This window comes from Sulfitobacter sp. PS-8MA (assembly GCF_040933935.1).
Lineage (GTDB): Bacteria > Pseudomonadota > Alphaproteobacteria > Rhodobacterales > Rhodobacteraceae > Sulfitobacter.
Genome location: NZ_JBFQYJ010000006.1, coordinates 1,422,473 through 1,438,497, shown reverse-complemented (window position 1 = coordinate 1,438,497; position 16,025 = coordinate 1,422,473). Strand labels below are relative to the sequence as shown.

General features: G+C 63.5%; 14 protein-coding genes. 13 read left to right on the top strand and 1 reads right to left on the bottom strand.

Annotation, left to right across the window (positions count from 1 at the left end; translation table 11 throughout):
* The first annotated feature begins 5 nt into the window (after positions 1–5).
* The 9 genes from dxr (at position 6) to lpxB (ending at position 9,222) form a co-directional block, all read left to right on the top strand.
* On the top strand, positions 6–1,187 hold the full coding sequence (dxr, locus tag AB4M76_RS10985; RefSeq protein WP_368441890.1) for a 1-deoxy-D-xylulose-5-phosphate reductoisomerase: 1,182 nt from the start codon (positions 6–8) through the stop codon (positions 1,185–1,187).
* Positions 1,188–1,191: 4 nt separating this feature from the next.
* The gene (rseP, locus tag AB4M76_RS10980; protein ID WP_368441889.1) at positions 1,192–2,544 is read left to right on the top strand and encodes an RIP metalloprotease RseP; all 1,353 of its coding nucleotides are present in this window, start codon (positions 1,192–1,194) and stop codon (positions 2,542–2,544) included.
* A 147-nt stretch (positions 2,545–2,691) separates the two neighbouring features.
* Positions 2,692–2,817, top strand: a complete 126-nt coding sequence (locus tag AB4M76_RS10975) for a hypothetical protein (RefSeq protein ID WP_368441888.1) — start codon at positions 2,692–2,694, stop codon at positions 2,815–2,817.
* 185 nt (positions 2,818–3,002) lie between these two features.
* Entirely contained in the window at positions 3,003–5,366 is a 2,364-nt protein-coding gene (gene bamA / locus AB4M76_RS10970; RefSeq protein WP_368441887.1) for an outer membrane protein assembly factor BamA, read from the top strand.
* Entirely contained in the window at positions 5,338–5,949 is a 612-nt protein-coding gene (locus AB4M76_RS10965) for an OmpH family outer membrane protein (protein ID WP_368441886.1), read from the top strand. Before bamA ends, AB4M76_RS10965 begins: the two co-directional genes overlap by 29 nt.
* Before the next feature lie 81 nt (positions 5,950–6,030).
* Entirely contained in the window at positions 6,031–6,501 is a 471-nt protein-coding gene (fabZ, locus tag AB4M76_RS10960; RefSeq protein WP_174858229.1) for a 3-hydroxyacyl-ACP dehydratase FabZ, read from the top strand.
* Positions 6,498–7,280, top strand: coding sequence for an acyl-ACP--UDP-N-acetylglucosamine O-acyltransferase (gene lpxA / locus AB4M76_RS10955; protein WP_368441885.1), 783 nt, complete (start codon positions 6,498–6,500; stop codon positions 7,278–7,280). The genes fabZ and lpxA overlap by 4 nt, the downstream gene beginning before the upstream one ends.
* The gene (locus tag AB4M76_RS10950; protein WP_368441884.1) at positions 7,277–8,074 is read left to right on the top strand and encodes an LpxI family protein; all 798 of its coding nucleotides are present in this window, start codon (positions 7,277–7,279) and stop codon (positions 8,072–8,074) included. The genes lpxA and AB4M76_RS10950 overlap by 4 nt, the downstream gene beginning before the upstream one ends.
* Positions 8,071–9,222: a lipid-A-disaccharide synthase gene (lpxB, locus tag AB4M76_RS10945; protein WP_368441883.1), complete on the top strand. Its 1,152-nt coding sequence runs from the start codon at positions 8,071–8,073 to the stop codon at positions 9,220–9,222. Before AB4M76_RS10950 ends, lpxB begins: the two co-directional genes overlap by 4 nt.
* Positions 9,223–9,306: 84 nt before the next feature.
* On the opposite strand, the gene mnmA is transcribed toward lpxB, so the two are convergent.
* A complete protein-coding gene (gene mnmA, locus AB4M76_RS10940) occupies positions 9,307–10,449 on the bottom strand; it encodes a tRNA 2-thiouridine(34) synthase MnmA (RefSeq protein WP_368441882.1) in 1,143 nt (380 codons plus the stop codon).
* Between the two features lie 121 nt (positions 10,450–10,570).
* On the opposite strand from mnmA, the gene AB4M76_RS10935 reads away from it, so the two are divergent.
* The 4 genes from AB4M76_RS10935 (at position 10,571) to recG (ending at position 15,933) form a co-directional block, all read left to right on the top strand.
* Positions 10,571–10,849 carry a DUF1153 domain-containing protein gene (locus AB4M76_RS10935; protein ID WP_368441881.1) on the top strand — a complete coding sequence of 93 codons (279 nt, stop codon included), beginning with the start codon at positions 10,571–10,573 and terminating at the stop codon, positions 10,847–10,849.
* Between the two features lie 94 nt (positions 10,850–10,943).
* Entirely contained in the window at positions 10,944–11,651 is a 708-nt protein-coding gene (gene ctrA / locus AB4M76_RS10930; RefSeq protein ID WP_368441880.1) for a response regulator transcription factor CtrA, read from the top strand.
* A 74-nt stretch (positions 11,652–11,725) separates the two neighbouring features.
* Positions 11,726–13,846 (top strand): NAD-dependent DNA ligase LigA, encoded by a 2,121-nt coding sequence (gene ligA, locus AB4M76_RS10925; protein WP_368441878.1) that lies wholly within the window; start codon positions 11,726–11,728, stop codon positions 13,844–13,846.
* Positions 13,843–15,933 carry an ATP-dependent DNA helicase RecG gene (gene recG, locus AB4M76_RS10920; RefSeq protein ID WP_368441877.1) on the top strand — a complete coding sequence of 697 codons (2,091 nt, stop codon included), beginning with the start codon at positions 13,843–13,845 and terminating at the stop codon, positions 15,931–15,933. The genes ligA and recG overlap by 4 nt, the downstream gene beginning before the upstream one ends.
* Positions 15,934–16,025 lie beyond the last annotated feature (92 nt).

The window sequence follows — 16,025 nt, the reverse complement described above, 5'->3', positions numbered from 1 at the left end:
GCTTTATGCCACGTAAAATCTCGATACTGGGGGCCACCGGGTCCATCGGTCAGAACACGATTGATCTGATCCGCCGTGATCCGGCGGGCTATGATGTGGTGGCGCTGACCGGGGCGGGCAATGTCGCGCAGCTGGCGGCGGATGCGAAAGCCCTGCGCGCCGATGTGGCCGTGACCGCCCGCGAAGACCTGTTGGACGATCTGCGCGATGCGCTCGCGGGCAGCGGTGTGGAGGCCGCGGCGGGGGCCGAGGCGATCACCGAGGCCGCCGCGCGCCCTGCCGATTGGGTCATGTCGGCCATCGTCGGCGCAGCCGGGCTGGCGCCCGGGCTGGCGGCTTTGCAACAGGGCGGCACGCTGGCGCTGGCGAATAAGGAATCTCTGGTCTGTGCGGGCGCCTTGATGCTCTGTGAGGCGGCGCGGCACGGGGCCACGATCCTGCCCGTCGACAGCGAGCATTCCGCCGTTTTTCAAGCGCTGGTGGGCGAGGATATGGGCGCTGTGGAGCGCATCATCATCACCGCCAGCGGCGGGGCGTTTCGCGATTGGCCGCTCAAAGACCTGCCCCATGCGACGCTCGATCAGGCGTCGAACCATCCCAATTGGGACATGGGCCAGCGCATCACGATCGACTCGGCGTCGATGTTTAACAAGGCGATGGAAGTCATTGAAACCCGTGAGTTTTTCGGCATAGCGCCGGAGAGTATCGAGGTGCTGGTGCATCCGCAATCGATGATCCACGCGCTGGTGGGGTTTTGCGACGGCGGCTTGATGGCCCATGTCGGCCCGCCCGATATGCGCCATGCGATCGGCTATGCGCTGCACCATCCGACGCGCGCGCATCTGCCGGTCGAACGGCTTGATCTGGCCCGCATTGGCCAGTTGGATTTCACCGCGCCTGACGACGCCCGCTGGCCCGCGCTGCGGCTCGCGCGGGAGGTCATGGCGGCGGGGGGGCTGATGGGGGCGGTGTTCAACGCGGCCAAGGAAGTGGCGCTGGACGGGTTCATCGCCGGGCAGTTGCGTTTCACCCAGATGGCCGAGATCGTCGAAGAGGTGCTGGAGGCGCGCGCCGATGAGGCCGCACGGGGCCGGGGGCGCGACGCTATGACACTTGATCTGGTGGCCGAAGCAGACCATTTCGCACGCAAGGCAGCATGGGCCGCAATTCAGAAAAGGGCAGGGTAGTAGCTTGGACATTATGGGGTTTTTGCCGGAGTTCGGCGGGCTGATCTGGACGATACTGGCCTTTATCGTGGCGCTGTCGGTGATCGTGGCGGTGCATGAATACGGGCATTACATTGTCGGGCGCTGGACCGGGATCAAGGCCGATGTGTTCAGTCTGGGCTTTGGCCCGGTGCTGTTTTCGCGCGTCGACAGGCGCGGCACGCGCTGGCAGTTCGCGCTGCTGCCCTTTGGCGGCTATGTCAAATTCGCCGGCGATTCCAATGCCGCTTCGGGCAAGGATGAGACCGCGATGGAGGCGCTGGCGGAAGACCCCGAAGCGCTGCGCCACACCATGCATGGCGCGCCGCTCTATGCCCGTGCGCTGACGGTGGCGGCGGGGCCGGTGTTCAATTTCGTCATGTCGATCCTGATTTTCTTTGCCGTGGCGATGTCGGCGGGCACCGCGCGTGATCCGCTCACCGTGGGCGAGATGCGCGATCTGCCCGGGGCGGCTTTTGATCTGCAAGAGGGCGACGTGCTGCGCGCGGTCGAAGGCACGCCGGTGCCGTCCTTTGCCGAACCGGGGGCCTATGACCGCTTTGTCACCGCCTTGCCGCAGCAGCCGGTGCTGGAATATGACGTGACCCGCGACAGCCGTGATCTGACCGTCGACGGCCCCTATCTGCTGCCCGCTTTGGTGAGCAGCGTGGTGCCGCAATCGGCGGCGCAGGCGGCGGGGCTGCGCGGGGGCGATGTGATCACGGCCATTGACGGGCGTGAGATTTTCGCCTTTGGTCAGTTGAAAGAGGCGGTCGAAGCCTCTGACGGGGCGGCCTTGTTGCTGACCGTCTGGCGGCAGGGCGAAACGCTGGAGTTTACCCTGATCCCCAAGGCGACGGATGAGCCGCAGCCCGATGGCAGCTTCAAGCGCAACCTGCGGATCGGCATCGTCGGCGGCATGGCCTTTACCCCCGCGACCGAGACGCCGGGCGTGGGCGACGCCTTTGCCAGCGGGTTGGACAATACATGGCGCATCATCACCGGCTCCATCGCGGGTCTGCGCGAGATGATCGTGGGCAATATCAGCACCTGTAACCTCAGCGGTCCGGTGGGCATCGCCCAGACCTCGGGCGCGATGGCGAGCCAGGGGGCGCAGTCCTTCATCTATTTCATCGCGGTGCTGAGCACGGCGGTGGGGCTTTTGAACCTCTTCCCGATCCCGGCGCTGGATGGCGGGCATCTGGTGTTCTACGCCTATGAGGCGGTGACCGGAAAGCCCCCGAGCGATGGGGCCTTGCGGGTGTTGATGACCATCGGCATCGCTCTTGTGCTGACCCTGATGCTCTTTGCGGTTGGCAATGATCTGTTCTGCCCGTGAGGGCTGAATGAGCCGGGGGGCGTCGGATTATGCATGACGCCCCTGCCGCTGGCAGGCGGGCTGGATTGCCTGCAAAAAGCCACATTTAAACAAAATTGCGCCGCAATCGCGCGGCATAATGGGGCTTTCTATGGTCGGGAGGCTCTCATGCACGCACGTCAAAGATCATATCGCGGGCTTGGCCTGTTGCTGGACCTGAACTGGGACCGTGGGCTCTTTGTTCTGGCCATCGCAGGGGCGCTTTCCGCCGGGGCTTTCGTCGCCTCCTTTTAATCCCATTTGCGGCGGGCCATGGTGAGCCATGCCGCATCTTGTCATGCAGCTTGGTCTTACCGCATGATATCGTGTAAATATCCCCCCGTTGCTTTTGACAAACTCCATTAACCTGCGTAGTCAGGTTGGCAATCAATGTCGTTAAAAAACGGGTCGGTGTCATGGGACTGAGGAACGAGGGCAGAATGCCCATCGAGTGGGCGCAGCACAGCAAAGTTAGCAAGACCCTGCGGGGGGCATCATTTTGTGTGATGCTGTCGGTGGCTTGGCTGGTGCCGGGCAACGAAGCGGCGGCGCAGCAATATCAGTTCAATACGGTGGTCATTGAGGGCAATCAGCGCATCAATGACGGCGCGATCCTGAGCCGGGCCGGCATGGGGCGGGGGCAGACGGTCTCTGGCGGCCAGTTGAACGACGCCTATCAGAACCTGCAAAACTCGGGCCTGTTTGAATCCGTGGCGATTGAGCCGCGCGGTGGCACGCTGGTCATCACCGTGGTGGAACTGCCGACGCTGAACCGGGTGAGCTTTGAGGGCAACCGCCGGATCAAGGACGAGATGCTGGCCGAGCTGATTTCTTCGACCGAGCGCCGGGTGTTCAACCCGACCCAGGCCGAAGCCGATGCCGCCGCCATTGCCGAAGCCTATAGCAACGAGGGCCGCCTTTCGGCCCGCGTGCAGCCGCGCATCATCCGCCGTGATCAAAACCGTGTCGATCTGGTGTTTGAAATCTTTGAGGGCGACAATGTCGAGGTCGAGCGTCTGAGCTTTGTCGGCAACCGGGTCTATTCAGACCGCCGTTTGCGCCGCGTTCTGGGCACCAAACAGGCAGGGCTGTTCCGCCGCTTGATCAAGCGCGACACCTTTGTTGAGGGCCGTGTCGAGGCCGACAAGCAGATGCTGCGCGATTTCTACCTGTCGCGCGGCTATGTCGACATGCGCATCGAAGCGGTCAACGCCGAGCTGACCCGCGAGCGCGACGGTGTTTTCGTGGCCTATAACATCACCGAAGGGCAGCAGTTCCGCTTTGGCAATGTCTCGCTCGAATCCGAGGTGCCCGGCCTGAACGCGGCGGCTTACCGCGATATTCTCAAGATCCGTCCGGGGGTGATCTATACGCCCGCCTTGATCGAGAATGACATCGCGCGTCTGGAGCGTCAGGCGATCCGCGACGGGATCGATTTCCTGCGCGTCGAGCCGGTGATCGACCGCAATGAGCGGGATCTGTCGCTGAATGTGACCTATAGGCTGACCCGGGGGGAGCGTATCTTTGTCGAACGGATCGACATTGAGGGCAATACCACCACATTGGACCGGGTGATCCGGCGCGAGTTTGACAGTGTCGAGGGTGATCCTTTCAACCCGCGCGCCATTCGTCAGGCGGCGGAGCGCATCCGCGCTCTGGGGTATTTTGAGAGTGCCGAGGTCAATGCCCGGCAAGGGTCGAGCCCGGAACAGGTTGTCGTCGATGTCGATGTGGTCGAACAGCCCACCGGCTCGCTGAACTTTGGCGGGTCGTTCTCCAACAACGATGGCATCGGTGTTGCGGTCAGCTTTCAGGAAAACAACTTTCTGGGCCGGGGGCAAAAGCTGAACCTGTCGATCTCCACCGCCGAGGATGCGACGCGCTATGGGCTGAACTTCGTCGAGCCGCGCTTTCTGGGCCGCGATGTGGCGCTTGGGCTGAAGCTCGACTATGCCGAGACGAATTCCTCCTTTGCGAGCTATGACACCGAGCGCCTGCTGTTTCAGCCGAGCCTGCGGTTCCCGGTGAGCGAGAATGGCCGGATGACGGTGCGCTATACGCTTGAGGGCATCGAGATGCTGGACCGGGATGAGCCGACGGGGACACCGCCGAGGACGCCGCAGACCAACAGCGCCACCATTCAAAATGAGATCGACGCAGGCGCGTTGTTCTCCTCCTCACTGGGCTATACCTATACCTATGACACCCGCCGCACCGGGTTGGACCCGACGCAGGGGATGTTGTTCGAATTCGGTCAGGATTTCGCCGGTCTGGGCGGTGACAATAAATTCATCAAGACCTCTGCGAAAGTCGCGGGCGAGAAACGCCTCTTTAACGAAGACGTGGTTCTGCGCGCCACGCTTGAAGGCGGCGCGCTGGCCTGGAACAGCGGCACCAACCGCGCGGTGGATCGGTTCATTCTTGGCCCGTCGATCATGCGCGGCTTTGAGCCGGGCGGCATCGGCCCACGCGACAGGAGCAATGGCGCCGACGATCCGCTGGGCGGCAACTTCTTTGCCGTGGCACGGTTCGAGGCGGAATTCCCGCTGGGTCTGCCCGAAGAATACGGGATTTCGGGCGGGGTCTTTTATGACGTCGGCAACCTGTGGGATCTGAGCGATGTGAATACGGCGGGCAGCACCAGCATCGTCGGTGAAGACGGCTCGTTCCGCCATGTGGTTGGCGTCTCGCTCTTCTGGGACACGCCGCTGGGGCCGTTGCAGTTCAACGTCTCTGACGCGCTGAAAAAGGAAAGCTTCGACAAGGAGCAGAGCTTTGAGATCACGCTGCGCACCACGTTCTAAACCCCTGCGCGGGACGGTTGCAGCCATAGCAATCCTTTTGGCCGGGGTCGCCCCCGGCCATGCCCAGCAACGCCCCCCCGCCGACAGCCGGCCTGCGGCGACCTCTCTGGCGGTGCTGAGCCCGATCCTGACCATCGATTCTGAACGCATGTTCCGCGACAGTGCCTTTGGCCAGCGGGTGAACGCCGAGATCGAGGCGCAGAGCGCCGAACTGGCGGCGGAAAACCGCGAGATTGAGGCCAGTTTGGAGGCCGAAGAACGCGCCCTGACCGAAAAGCGCCCGACGTTGGAGCCCGCGACGTTTCGCGCCCTGGCCGATGCGTTCGATCAGAAAGTGCAGCGCACCCGCAGTGAACAGGCCGCAAAGAACCGCGCGCTGAGCGAGCAGTTGGACCGCGCCCGCGATCAGTTTCTTGAGGCGGCGGCCCCGGTTCTTGAGCAATTGATGCGCAATTCCGATGCGGCGGTGATCCTTGAGCGGCGGCGGGTTTTCGTGTCATCCTCGGCCATCGAAGTGACGGATGAGGCGATTTCCGTGCTGGATGAGACCATCGGCAGCGGGCTCTCCACACCGGCGGAGTGAGCGGCGCGGGCCTGTCGCATGCTTGCTCCTTTGCGCGTGAATTGGTAGCCATCCCTAAGCCCCTGAGACAAAGGACAATCCATGACCGAAGAGTTGCTGCGCGCCGATATTCAACTGATCCAGCGCATTCTGCCGCACCGCTACCCGTTTTTGCTGGTCGACAAGGTTGAAGAGATCAACGGCACCACATCGGCTGTCGGCTATAAGAACGTCACCATGAATGAGCCGCATTTTCAGGGTCATTTCCCCGGCACGCCGATCATGCCCGGTGTGACCATTGTCGAGGCGATGGCCCAGACCGCCGGTGTGATGGTGGGCGCGGCTCTCGGCATGGAAGACCGCAACATGTTGATTTACTTCATGTCGATCGACAAATGTAAGTTCCGCCGAAAGGTTGGCCCCGGCGATGTGCTGCGGATGGATCTGCAGACCCTGCGCGGCAAACCGGGGGCGAAGATCTGGAAATTCGGCGGTGTGGCGACGGTCGAGGGCGAAATGGCCGCCGAGGCCGAGTTCATGGCGATGATGGACCTGCCGCAGGACGCAGCATGAGCAATATCCACCCCAGTGCCGTGATCGAAGAGGGCGCGCAGATCGACCCTTCGGCCAAGGTTGGCCCCTTTTGCATGGTCGGGTCCAATGTCGTGCTGAAGGCCGATGTCGAGCTGAAATCCCATGTTGTGGTCACGGGCCGGACCGAAGTCGGCGAGGGCACGATGATCTTCCCCTTCGCGGTGATCGGTGAAATCCCGCAGGATTTGAAGTTCAAGGGCGAGGCCAGCCGTCTGGTGATCGGGGCGCGCAACCGCATCCGCGAACATGTCACGATGAACTGCGGCACCGAAGGTGGCGGTGGGGTGACCCGCGTGGGCGATGACGGGCTCTTTATGGCCGGCTGTCACATTGCCCATGACGCGATTGTCGGCGACCGGGTAATCGTGGTGAACAATGCCGCCGTGGCAGGGCATTGCGTGCTTGAGGATGATGTCATCATCGGCGGGCTGTCGGGCATCCACCAATGGGTGCGCATCGGGCAGGGCGCGATCATTGGCGCGGTGACGATGGTGACCAATGACGTGATCCCCTACGGTCTTGTGCAGGCGCCCCGGGGCGATCTGGATGGGTTGAACCTTGTCGGCCTCAAACGTGCTGGCGTGTCGCGCAGTGACATCACCGCGCTCCGGGCGGCGTTTCAGATGCTGGCGCAGGGCGAGGGGACATTCTCGGACCGGGCGAAACGTTTGGCGGATGAGACCCAGAGCGACTATGTGCGCCAGATCACCGATTTCGTCATGGCCGACACGGGTCGCCATTTCCTGACGCCGAAATGACCCTCGCGCTGATCGCCGGGCGCGGGTCTTTGCCCGCGCGGGTGGCGGCGGCGCAGGCCGAGCCGCCTTTGGTTTGCGTCTATGAGGGCTGCGCGCCGGAGGGGCTGAAGGCGGATCTGACCTTTCGGCTTGAGACTTTGGGCAGCCTGCTGGCGCATTTGCAGGCGGCGGGGATCGATCAGGTCTGTCTCTGTGGCGCCATCGACCGGCCCGATCTGGACCCGGCGCGGCTGGACGCGCGCACCGCGCCGCTGGTGCCGCAGTTCCAACAGGCGCTGGCGGCGGGCGACAATGGCGCGCTTGAGGTGATCAAGACGATTTTCGAAGAGCATGGGCTCACGGTGATCGGCGCGGATGCGCTGGTGCCGGGGCTGGTGGTCACCGAAGGCGTGCTCTCTGCCACCCAGCCCGACGATCAGATGCGCCGGGACGCCGCCCGCGGCGCGGCGGTGCTGGCCGGGCTGGCGGCGCTCGACATCGGGCAGGGCTGTGTGATCGGCGGCGAGCAGGTCTATGGGGTCGAGACCATCGGCGGCACCGATCACATGCTGGCGAGCCTGCCAGAGCGCGTGCGCGGGGCGCGGGCGGTGCTGTGCAAGGGGCCAAAGACCGGTCAGCTGCGCGAGATTGACCTGCCGACCATCGGGCCGGATACCTTGCAAGCGGCGCATCAGGCGGGTCTTGCCGGGGTGGTGGTCGCTGCCAAGGGGGTCATCGTCTTGGAACAAGAGCGTTGCGCGGCGCTGGCAGATGAATTCGGGCTGGTGCTTTGGGTGCGGGGAGATGACGCATGAAGGTGTTTATCCTTGCCGGGGAGCCTTCGGGCGACCGTTTGGGCGGGGCGCTGATGGCCGGGCTGAAGGCGCTTCGGCCCGAGGTGTCCTTTGACGGGATCGGCGGGCCGCAGATGATGGCACAGGGGCTGCAAAGCCGCTTTGACATGGATGAGTTGAGCGTCATGGGGCTGGCCGAAATCCTGCCCAAATACCGCGCGCTGATGGCCCGGATCAATGAGACCGCGCAGGCGGTGATTGATACCAAGCCGGATGTGCTGATCACCATCGACAGCCCCGATTTCTCGCTCCGCGTGGCGCGGAAGGTGAAAGAGAAATCCAACATCAGAACAGTGCATTACGTGGCCCCCACCGTCTGGGCCTGGCGCCCCGGTCGGGCCGAAAAAATGGCCCGTTGGGTGGATCACGTGTTGGCGCTGTTCCCCTTTGAGCCGCCCTATATGGAAGCCGCGGGCATGGCCTGTGATTTCGTCGGCCATCCGGTGGTGGCCGAGCCTCTGGCCGATGATACCGAGGCGGCCGCTTTCCGTGCCGAACATCACCTAAGTGACGCGCCACTGCTCTTGGTCTTGCCCGGCTCGCGCCGAGGCGAGGTCACCCGGCTTGCGCCGGTGTTCCAGCAGGTCGTGGCGCGGCTGGTCGAGGCCGAACCGTCGCTGCGCGTGGTGGTGCCGGCGGCGGGACCGGTGGCGGCGCTGGTCAAACAGGCGACGCGGAATTGGGCCGGCAGGCCCGTGGTGCTGGACCCGCGCGGGCAGGAGGCCGAGGCTTTCGCCGCGCGCAAACGGGCGGCCTTCCGCGCGGCGGATGTGGCGCTGGCGGCCTCGGGCACCGTGTCACTTGAGCTGGCGGCGGTGAGCACCCCCATGGTGATCGCCTATGACATGAATTGGATCAGCCGCCAGATCATCGGGCGGATGCTGCGGGTGGATACGGTGACGCTGGTGAACCTTGTGTCGGAAAGCCGCACGGTGCCGGAATTCATCGGTGCGAACTGTCGCCCCGGCCCGATCGCGCAGGGTATCTTGCAGGTGCTGCGTGCGCCGGGGGCGCAGAAGGATGCGATGGCGCTGACCATGACGCGTTTGGGCAAGGGCGGCGAAGCGCCCGGATTGCGGGCGGCGCGGGCGGTCTTGGACCGGCTTTGAAGGGGCGCCTGCCGCGCCTTCTGGACAGAAAGCTGAGGGGCCGCGCCCCTCAAACTCCCCCAAGTATTTCTGGCTGTAGAGAGCTCAGCCGCGGTGAATCCAGCCGCCGCCAAAGATGCGGGTGCTGTCGGGGTCATAGAAGACACAGGCCTGACCGGGAGAGACGCCTTCCTCGGCGGTGAGCAATTCCACTTCGGCCTCGGTCTCGCTGATCGGGCGCAGGATCGCGTCGCGCGGCGGGCGGGTGGAGCGCACGCGCACGGCGATATGCCATTCCTCGCGCGACGTCAGCGGCGCATCGCCCAGCCAGTTGATCTCGCGCACCGGGATCTTGCGGGTGGCGAGCATCGCCTTGGGCCCGACGACGACCTCTTTGCGCTCGGGGTCGAGCTTCACCACATAGAGCGGATCGGCCAGACCACCAATGCCAAGACCGCGCCGCTGGCCGATGGTGTAGTGGATCACACCCTCATGTTTTGCCAACACATTGCCCTCGGTATCGACGATATTGCCCGGATCAGCGGCCTCGGGGCGCAGTTTGCGAATGACGGCGGCATAGTCGCCATTGGGCACGAAACAGATGTCCTGGCTGTCGGGCTTGTCGGCCACGACCAGACCGTATTTCGCGGCCAGCGCGCGGGTGTCATCCTTGCTCGGCAGATGGCCCAGCGGGAAACGCAGGTAGGAAAGCTGCTCTTCGGTGGTGGAGAAGAGGAAATAGCTCTGGTCGCGGTTGCCATCGGCGGCGGCATGAAGTTCCGGGCCGTTCTCGCCCATCTTGCGCTGGATGTAATGGCCAGTGGCCATACAGTCGGCGTCGAGATCCTTGGCGGTTTCCAGAAGATCCTTGAACTTCACGCGTTCGTTGCAGCGGATGCAGGGCACCGGCGTGGCGCCGCCCAAATAGCTGTCGGCGAACTCATCGATCACCGCGTCTTTGAAGACGTTTTCATAGTCCAGCACGTAATGCGGAAAGCCCATTTCCTCGGCCACGCGGCGGGCGTCCTGAATGTCGACACCCGCACAGCAGGCGCCTTTTTTGGCCAGCGCCGCGCCGTGGTCGTAGAGCTGCAGGGTCACGCCCACGACGTCATAGCCTTCGTCGGCCAGCATCGCGGCCACCACCGAACTGTCGACACCGCCCGACATCGCCACGACCACCCGCGTGTCGGCGGGGGCTTTGGCGAATCCAAGCGAATTGAGTGGCGGGGTCTGGTCGAGGGGCATGGCGGTCTCCGGGGGTTTGTGGGGGAATATAGGAAAATGTGAGTTAGTCACAAGGGCCAGCTTCACCCCCCGTTAAGGCAGATGGGGGCATCAAGACCGCAAAGCAATGGCGGATAATGTGATGTACCTGAAGAAAGTTGACGGCCCCCGGTCCGTTACATTGGCCGATGGGAGCGTCATGTCACGCGCCGATCTGCCGGATCCCGACACCCGCCGCTGGGTCGCCTCACGCAAGGCGGCGGTGGTGCGCGGGGTGGTGTACGGGCTGATCACCCAGTCCGAAGCGCTGGCGCGATACGGGATCAGCGATGATGAGTTTATGGAATGGCTTCAGGCGGTTACCGATCATGGGGAGGCGGCGTTGAAAGCCACTGCCTTGCAAAAGTATAGACAACTTTAGGTTGTCGTGCTATGGGTATAGCTCTCGGTAACGGGTAGTTAACCTTTATTGCGCAGGATCACATCAATCGCCCTCAGGAGCCGGAGAGACAAAGATGCGTGTATTGCTTGTTGAAGACGACCCTACAACCTCGCGCAGCATCGAACTGATGCTGACCCATGCGAATCTCAATGTCTATGCCACCGACCTCGGGGAAGAGGGGATCGATCTGGCAAAGCTTTATGACTATGATTTGATCCTTCTGGACCTCGATCTGCCGGATATGAATGGCCATGAGGTGCTGCGCCAGCTGCGGCTCAGCCGGATTGAGACGCCGATTCTCATCCTGTCGGGGGCGGATGATACCGAAAATAAGATCCGCGGCTTTGGCTTTGGGGCGGATGATTACCTCACCAAACCCTTCCACCGCGAAGAACTGGTGGCGCGCATTCATGCGATTATCCGGCGTTCCAAGGGCCATTCGCAATCGGTGATCGAGACCGGGCAGATCGCGGTGAACCTCGATGCCAAGACGGTGAGCGTGAATGACAATCCGGTGCATCTGACCGGGAAGGAATATCAGATGTTGGAATTGCTCAGCCTGCGCAAGGGTACGACGCTGACCAAGGAAATGTTCCTGAACCATCTTTATGGCGGCATGGATGAACCGGAGTTGAAGATCATCGACGTCTTCATCTGCAAGTTGCGCAAGAAACTGAGCCTGGCGACCGGGGGCGAGAACTATATCGAAACCGTCTGGGGGCGGGGCTATGTGCTGCGCGATCCGGAGCCTGCCGCGCTGAACCTCGCGGCCAGCGCCTGATGTTCTGAAATCGCTAGACCTGCCCCGGATCGCCACCTATCTAACGCGGAGGTGACAAAATCCGAGGGCAGATCGTGACATCTCAGATCGAAGTGGCGGCGTTGGACAGGACGCAGGCAGAAGCAGAACTGGCACGGCTGGCCGAGGTGCTGAGCGCCGCGAATGTGGCCTATCATACCGATGATGCGCCAGAGATATCGGATGCGGAATATGACGCGCTGAAGCGGCGCAATGCGGAGATTGAAGCGCGGTTCCCCGATCTGAAACGCAGCGATAGCCCCTCGGAGCAAGTCGGGGCGGCTGTCGCGGAAGGGTTCTCGAAAATCCGCCATGCGGTGCCGATGCTGTCTCTGGCCAATGCTTTTGAGGCTGAAGAGGTCACTGAATTCGACGCGCGGATACGCAAGTATCTCGGGCTCGGCAGCGATGCGCCGCTTGCCTATACCGCAGAGCCCAAGATCGACGGGCTGTCCCTCTCTCTGCGGTATGAAAAGGGCAAATTGGTGCAGGCGGCGACGCGGGGCGATGGCGCGGTGGGCGAGAATGTCACCGCCAACGCGCGCACGATTGCGGATGTGCCGCAGCAGATCACCGATGCCCCGGAGCTGCTGGAAGTGCGCGGCGAAGTCTATATGAGCCACGCGGATTTCGCGGCGCTGAATGACCGCCAAGCGGCAGCGGGCGGCAAGACCTTTGCCAACCCGCGCAACGCCGCCGCCGGATCGCTGCGCCAATTGGATGCAGAGATCACCCGCGCCCGGCCACTGCGCTTTTTTGCCTATGCATGGGGGGCGCTTTCGGCGCCGTTGGCCGAGACGCAAAAGGGCGCGATTGACCGGCTGGAAGAGCTTGGTTTCGCGACCAACCCGCTGACCGCGCTTTGCGATGGGCCGTCTGCGATGATCGCCCATTACGAAAAGATCGAAGAACAGCGCGCGACGCTGGGCTATGACATCGACGGCGTGGTCTACAAGGTGAATGATCTGGCGCTGCAAGACCGGCTCGGTTTCCGCTCGACCACGCCGCGTTGGGCGATGGCGCATAAATTCGCCGCGGAACTGGCCTGGACCCGGTTGGAGGCGATCGACATTCAGGTCGGGCGCACCGGGGCGCTGTCTCCGGTGGCGCGGTTGCAGCCGGTGACCGTGGGCGGGGTCGTGGTGTCCAATGCGACGCTGCACAATGAGGATTACATCAAAGGGCTGGACAGCAAGGGCGCCGAAATTCGCGGCGGCAAGGACGTGCGCGTCGGCGATTGGGTGCAGATCTACCGCGCCGGCGATGTGATCCCCAAAGTGGCCGATGTGGACCTCACGAAACGGCCCGAGGATGCGCAGCCCTTTGTCTTCCCGACCCGCTGTCCGGAATGCGGCTCTGACGCGATTCGCGAGCCGGGCGATGCGGTGCGGCGGTGCAGCGGTGGTCTGATCTGCCCCGCGCAGGCTGTTGAAAAACTGAAACATTTCGTGGCCCGGGGCGCCTTTGACATCGAAGGGCTGGGGGCCAAACAGGTCGAACAATTCTATCAAGATGGCTGGATCGCGGAACCTGCGGATATCTTCACCCTGAAAGACCGCTATGGCAGCGGTGTTCAACAGCTAAAAAACCGCGAGGGCTGGGGGCCGAAATCGGCCGAGAAACTGTTTCAGGCGATTGATGAGAAACGCGAAATCCCCTTGGCGCGGCTGATCTTCGCGCTTGGCATCCGCCATGTGGGCGAGGCCGCGTCGAACCTGATCGCCCTGCATTATGGCGATTGGCAGAGTTTCGAGGCCGCCATGGCCGAGGCGCGGGACCAGACCGGCCCGGCCTGGGACGATCTGCTCGGGGTCGATGGTGTCGGCAGCGTGATGGCCGGCTCTCTGGTCGCGGCCTTTGCGCAGGATGCGGAGCGGGCTTCGATCGACCGGCTGGTGGCGCATCTCACGGTGCTGCCCGCAGAGCGGCCCGATACTGCGGACAGCCCGGTGGCGGGCAAAACGGTCGTCTTTACCGGCACTTTGGAAAAGATGAGCCGCGCCGAGGCCAAGGCCCGCGCCGAACGGCTCGGGGCAAAGGTCTCGGGCTCGGTCAGCGCGAAAACCGATCTGCTGGTGGCCGGGCCGGGGGCCGGCTCCAAGGCCAAGAAGGCCGCCGATCTGGGGATCGAGACCTTGGACGAAGATGGCTGGCTGGCCCTGATCAACGGGTTATGAGCGGCCGTCCGGAACAGTTGTTCCCACTGTTTGCGGGGCTGGAAACCTTGGAGGGCGTCGGGCCAAAGACCGCGCAGCTGCTCGGCCAGATGGGCATTCAGGCGCCGCGTGATCTGATCTTTACCCTGCCGCATTCGGGGATCGACCGGCGCCTGCGCGAGACGGTGAAAGATGCGCTCTTGCCCGCGACGCTGACCGTGGCGGTGACCATCGGGCCGCACCGTCATGCCAAGAACCGGGGCGGTGCCTACCGTATCAACGTCGAGGATGCGCAGACCAGTTTCCAGCTCGTCTTCTTCCACGCCCGCGGCGACTATTGGCAGCGGCATCTGCCCGAAGGCAGCCGCCGGATCGTCTCGGGCCGGGTGGAGCTTTTTGATAACATGCCGCAAATGGTGCATCCTGATTTCGCTTTGCCAGAAGAGCAGGCGGGCGAGATTCCCGATTTTGAGCCGGTCTATCCGCTGACGGCGGGGCTGACGCAAAAGCTGATGTATAAGGCCACGCGCGGGGCGCTGACGCGGCTGCCGGTGGTGGCGGAATGGGCCGATCCGGGGCAGGTGGCGCAGGCGGGCTGGTCGGATTTCCCCACGGCGGCACGGGCCGCGCATGACCCGCAAAACGCCACGGACCTCACCGCCACCGCGCCGGCGCGCGAGCGGCTGGCCTATGACGAATTGCTCGCCCATCAGGTGACCCTGGCGCTCGCGCGGCAGCATGAGCGGCGCAAGAAGGGGCGGCCCAGTCTGGGGGATGGGCGGTTGCAACAGAGGGTGCTCGGCAGCCTGCCCTATAGCCCCACCGGGGCGCAGCGCCGCGCCATCGAAGAGATCACCGCCGATATGGCGCAGCAGACCCGGATGAACCGGCTGCTGCAGGGGGATGTGGGCGCGGGCAAGACGCTGGTCGCCTTCATGGCGCTGTTGCGCGCGGTGGAGGCCGGCGGGCAGGCCGTGCTGATGGCCCCGACGGAGATCCTTGCCCGGCAGCATTTGATGGGTCTGCAACCGCTCGCCGAACAGGCGGGCGTCGTGCTGGAAATCCTGACCGGACGTGACAAGAGCAAGGAGCGGCGCGACAAATTGGCGGCGCTGGAGCGGGGGGATATCCACATTCTCGTCGGCACCCATGCGGTGTTTCAAGCCGATGTAGCCTTTGCCGATCTGCGGCTGGCGGTGGTCGATGAGCAGCACCGTTTTGGCGTGCGGCAACGGCTGGAGCTGGGCCGGAAGGGCCGTCTCGCCGATGTGCTGGTGATGACCGCCACGCCGATCCCGCGCAGTCTGGCACTGGCGCAATATGGCGATATGGATGTCTCGGTGCTGGATGAAAAACCCCCCGGGCGGCAGCCCATCCGGACCGCGCTGGTCTCCACCGGGCGGATGGATGAAGTCATCGAAAGGATGCGCCACGCCATTGCCGAGGGGCGGCAGTGCTATTGGGTCTGCCCGCTGGTGGAGGAAAGCGAGGTCAGCGATCTCACCGCCGCCGAAGACCGTTTCAAACGCCTGCGCGCTGCACTTGGCGAGGGGGTCGTGGGGCTGGTCCATGGCCAGATGCCCCCGGCCGAGAAGGACGCGGCAATGCGGGACTTCCAGGCGGGCGAGACCAAAGTGCTGGTGGCAACCACGGTGATCGAAGTGGGCGTCGATGTGCCCAATGCGACGATTATGGTGGTGGAACGGGCCGAGATTTTCGGCCTCGCGCAGCTGCACCAGCTTCGCGGACGGGTCGGGCGCGGCGCGGGGGCCTCGACCTGTCTGCTGATGTATCAAGCGCCGCTGAGCGAGACCGGGCGGCAGCGTTTGGAAGTCTTGCGCGAATCTGAAGATGGTTTTGTCATCGCCGAGACCGATCTGAAAATGCGTGGCACCGGGGATCTGATCGGCACCGCGCAATCCGGGGTGCCGCGTTTCCGCGTGGCCGATCTGGAGCGGCAGGCGGGGCTGATGGCGATTGCGCAATCGGATGCACGCAAGCTTTTGTCGGATGATCCGGCCTTGGAAAGCCCGCGCGGACAGGCCGTGCGCCTGTTGCTCTGGCTCATGCGGCAGGATGAGGCGATCCGTTTGATATCAGTCGGTTAGTGGCTGTCCGTTCTTTTTGTTCACCGATGTTCTCATAAAGTTCTTTACTTCGGGCGCGGTAAATGAGAACAAAGGAGCAACAAATAGGAGGA

Excerpts from the sequence above, each read along its gene's own strand:
- bamA (WP_368441887.1), top strand. The coding sequence starts at position 3,003 with ATGCCCATCGAGTGGGCGCAGCACAGCAAAGTTAGCAAGACCCTGCGG.
- lpxA (WP_368441885.1), top strand. The coding sequence starts at position 6,498 with ATGAGCAATATCCACCCCAGTGCCGTGATCGAAGAGGGCGCGCAGATC.
- AB4M76_RS10975 (WP_368441888.1), top strand. The coding sequence starts at position 2,692 with ATGCACGCACGTCAAAGATCATATCGCGGGCTTGGCCTGTTGCTGGAC.
- lpxB (WP_368441883.1), top strand. The coding sequence starts at position 8,071 with ATGAAGGTGTTTATCCTTGCCGGGGAGCCTTCGGGCGACCGTTTGGGC.
- AB4M76_RS10935 (WP_368441881.1), top strand. The coding sequence starts at position 10,571 with ATGTACCTGAAGAAAGTTGACGGCCCCCGGTCCGTTACATTGGCCGAT.
- ctrA (WP_368441880.1), top strand. The coding sequence starts at position 10,944 with ATGCGTGTATTGCTTGTTGAAGACGACCCTACAACCTCGCGCAGCATC.
- dxr (WP_368441890.1), top strand. The coding sequence starts at position 6 with ATGCCACGTAAAATCTCGATACTGGGGGCCACCGGGTCCATCGGTCAG.
- mnmA (WP_368441882.1), bottom strand. The coding sequence starts at position 10,449 with ATGCCCCTCGACCAGACCCCGCCACTCAATTCGCTTGGATTCGCCAAA.
- recG (WP_368441877.1), top strand. The coding sequence starts at position 13,843 with ATGAGCGGCCGTCCGGAACAGTTGTTCCCACTGTTTGCGGGGCTGGAA.
- AB4M76_RS10950 (WP_368441884.1), top strand. The coding sequence starts at position 7,277 with ATGACCCTCGCGCTGATCGCCGGGCGCGGGTCTTTGCCCGCGCGGGTG.
- fabZ (WP_174858229.1), top strand. The coding sequence starts at position 6,031 with ATGACCGAAGAGTTGCTGCGCGCCGATATTCAACTGATCCAGCGCATT.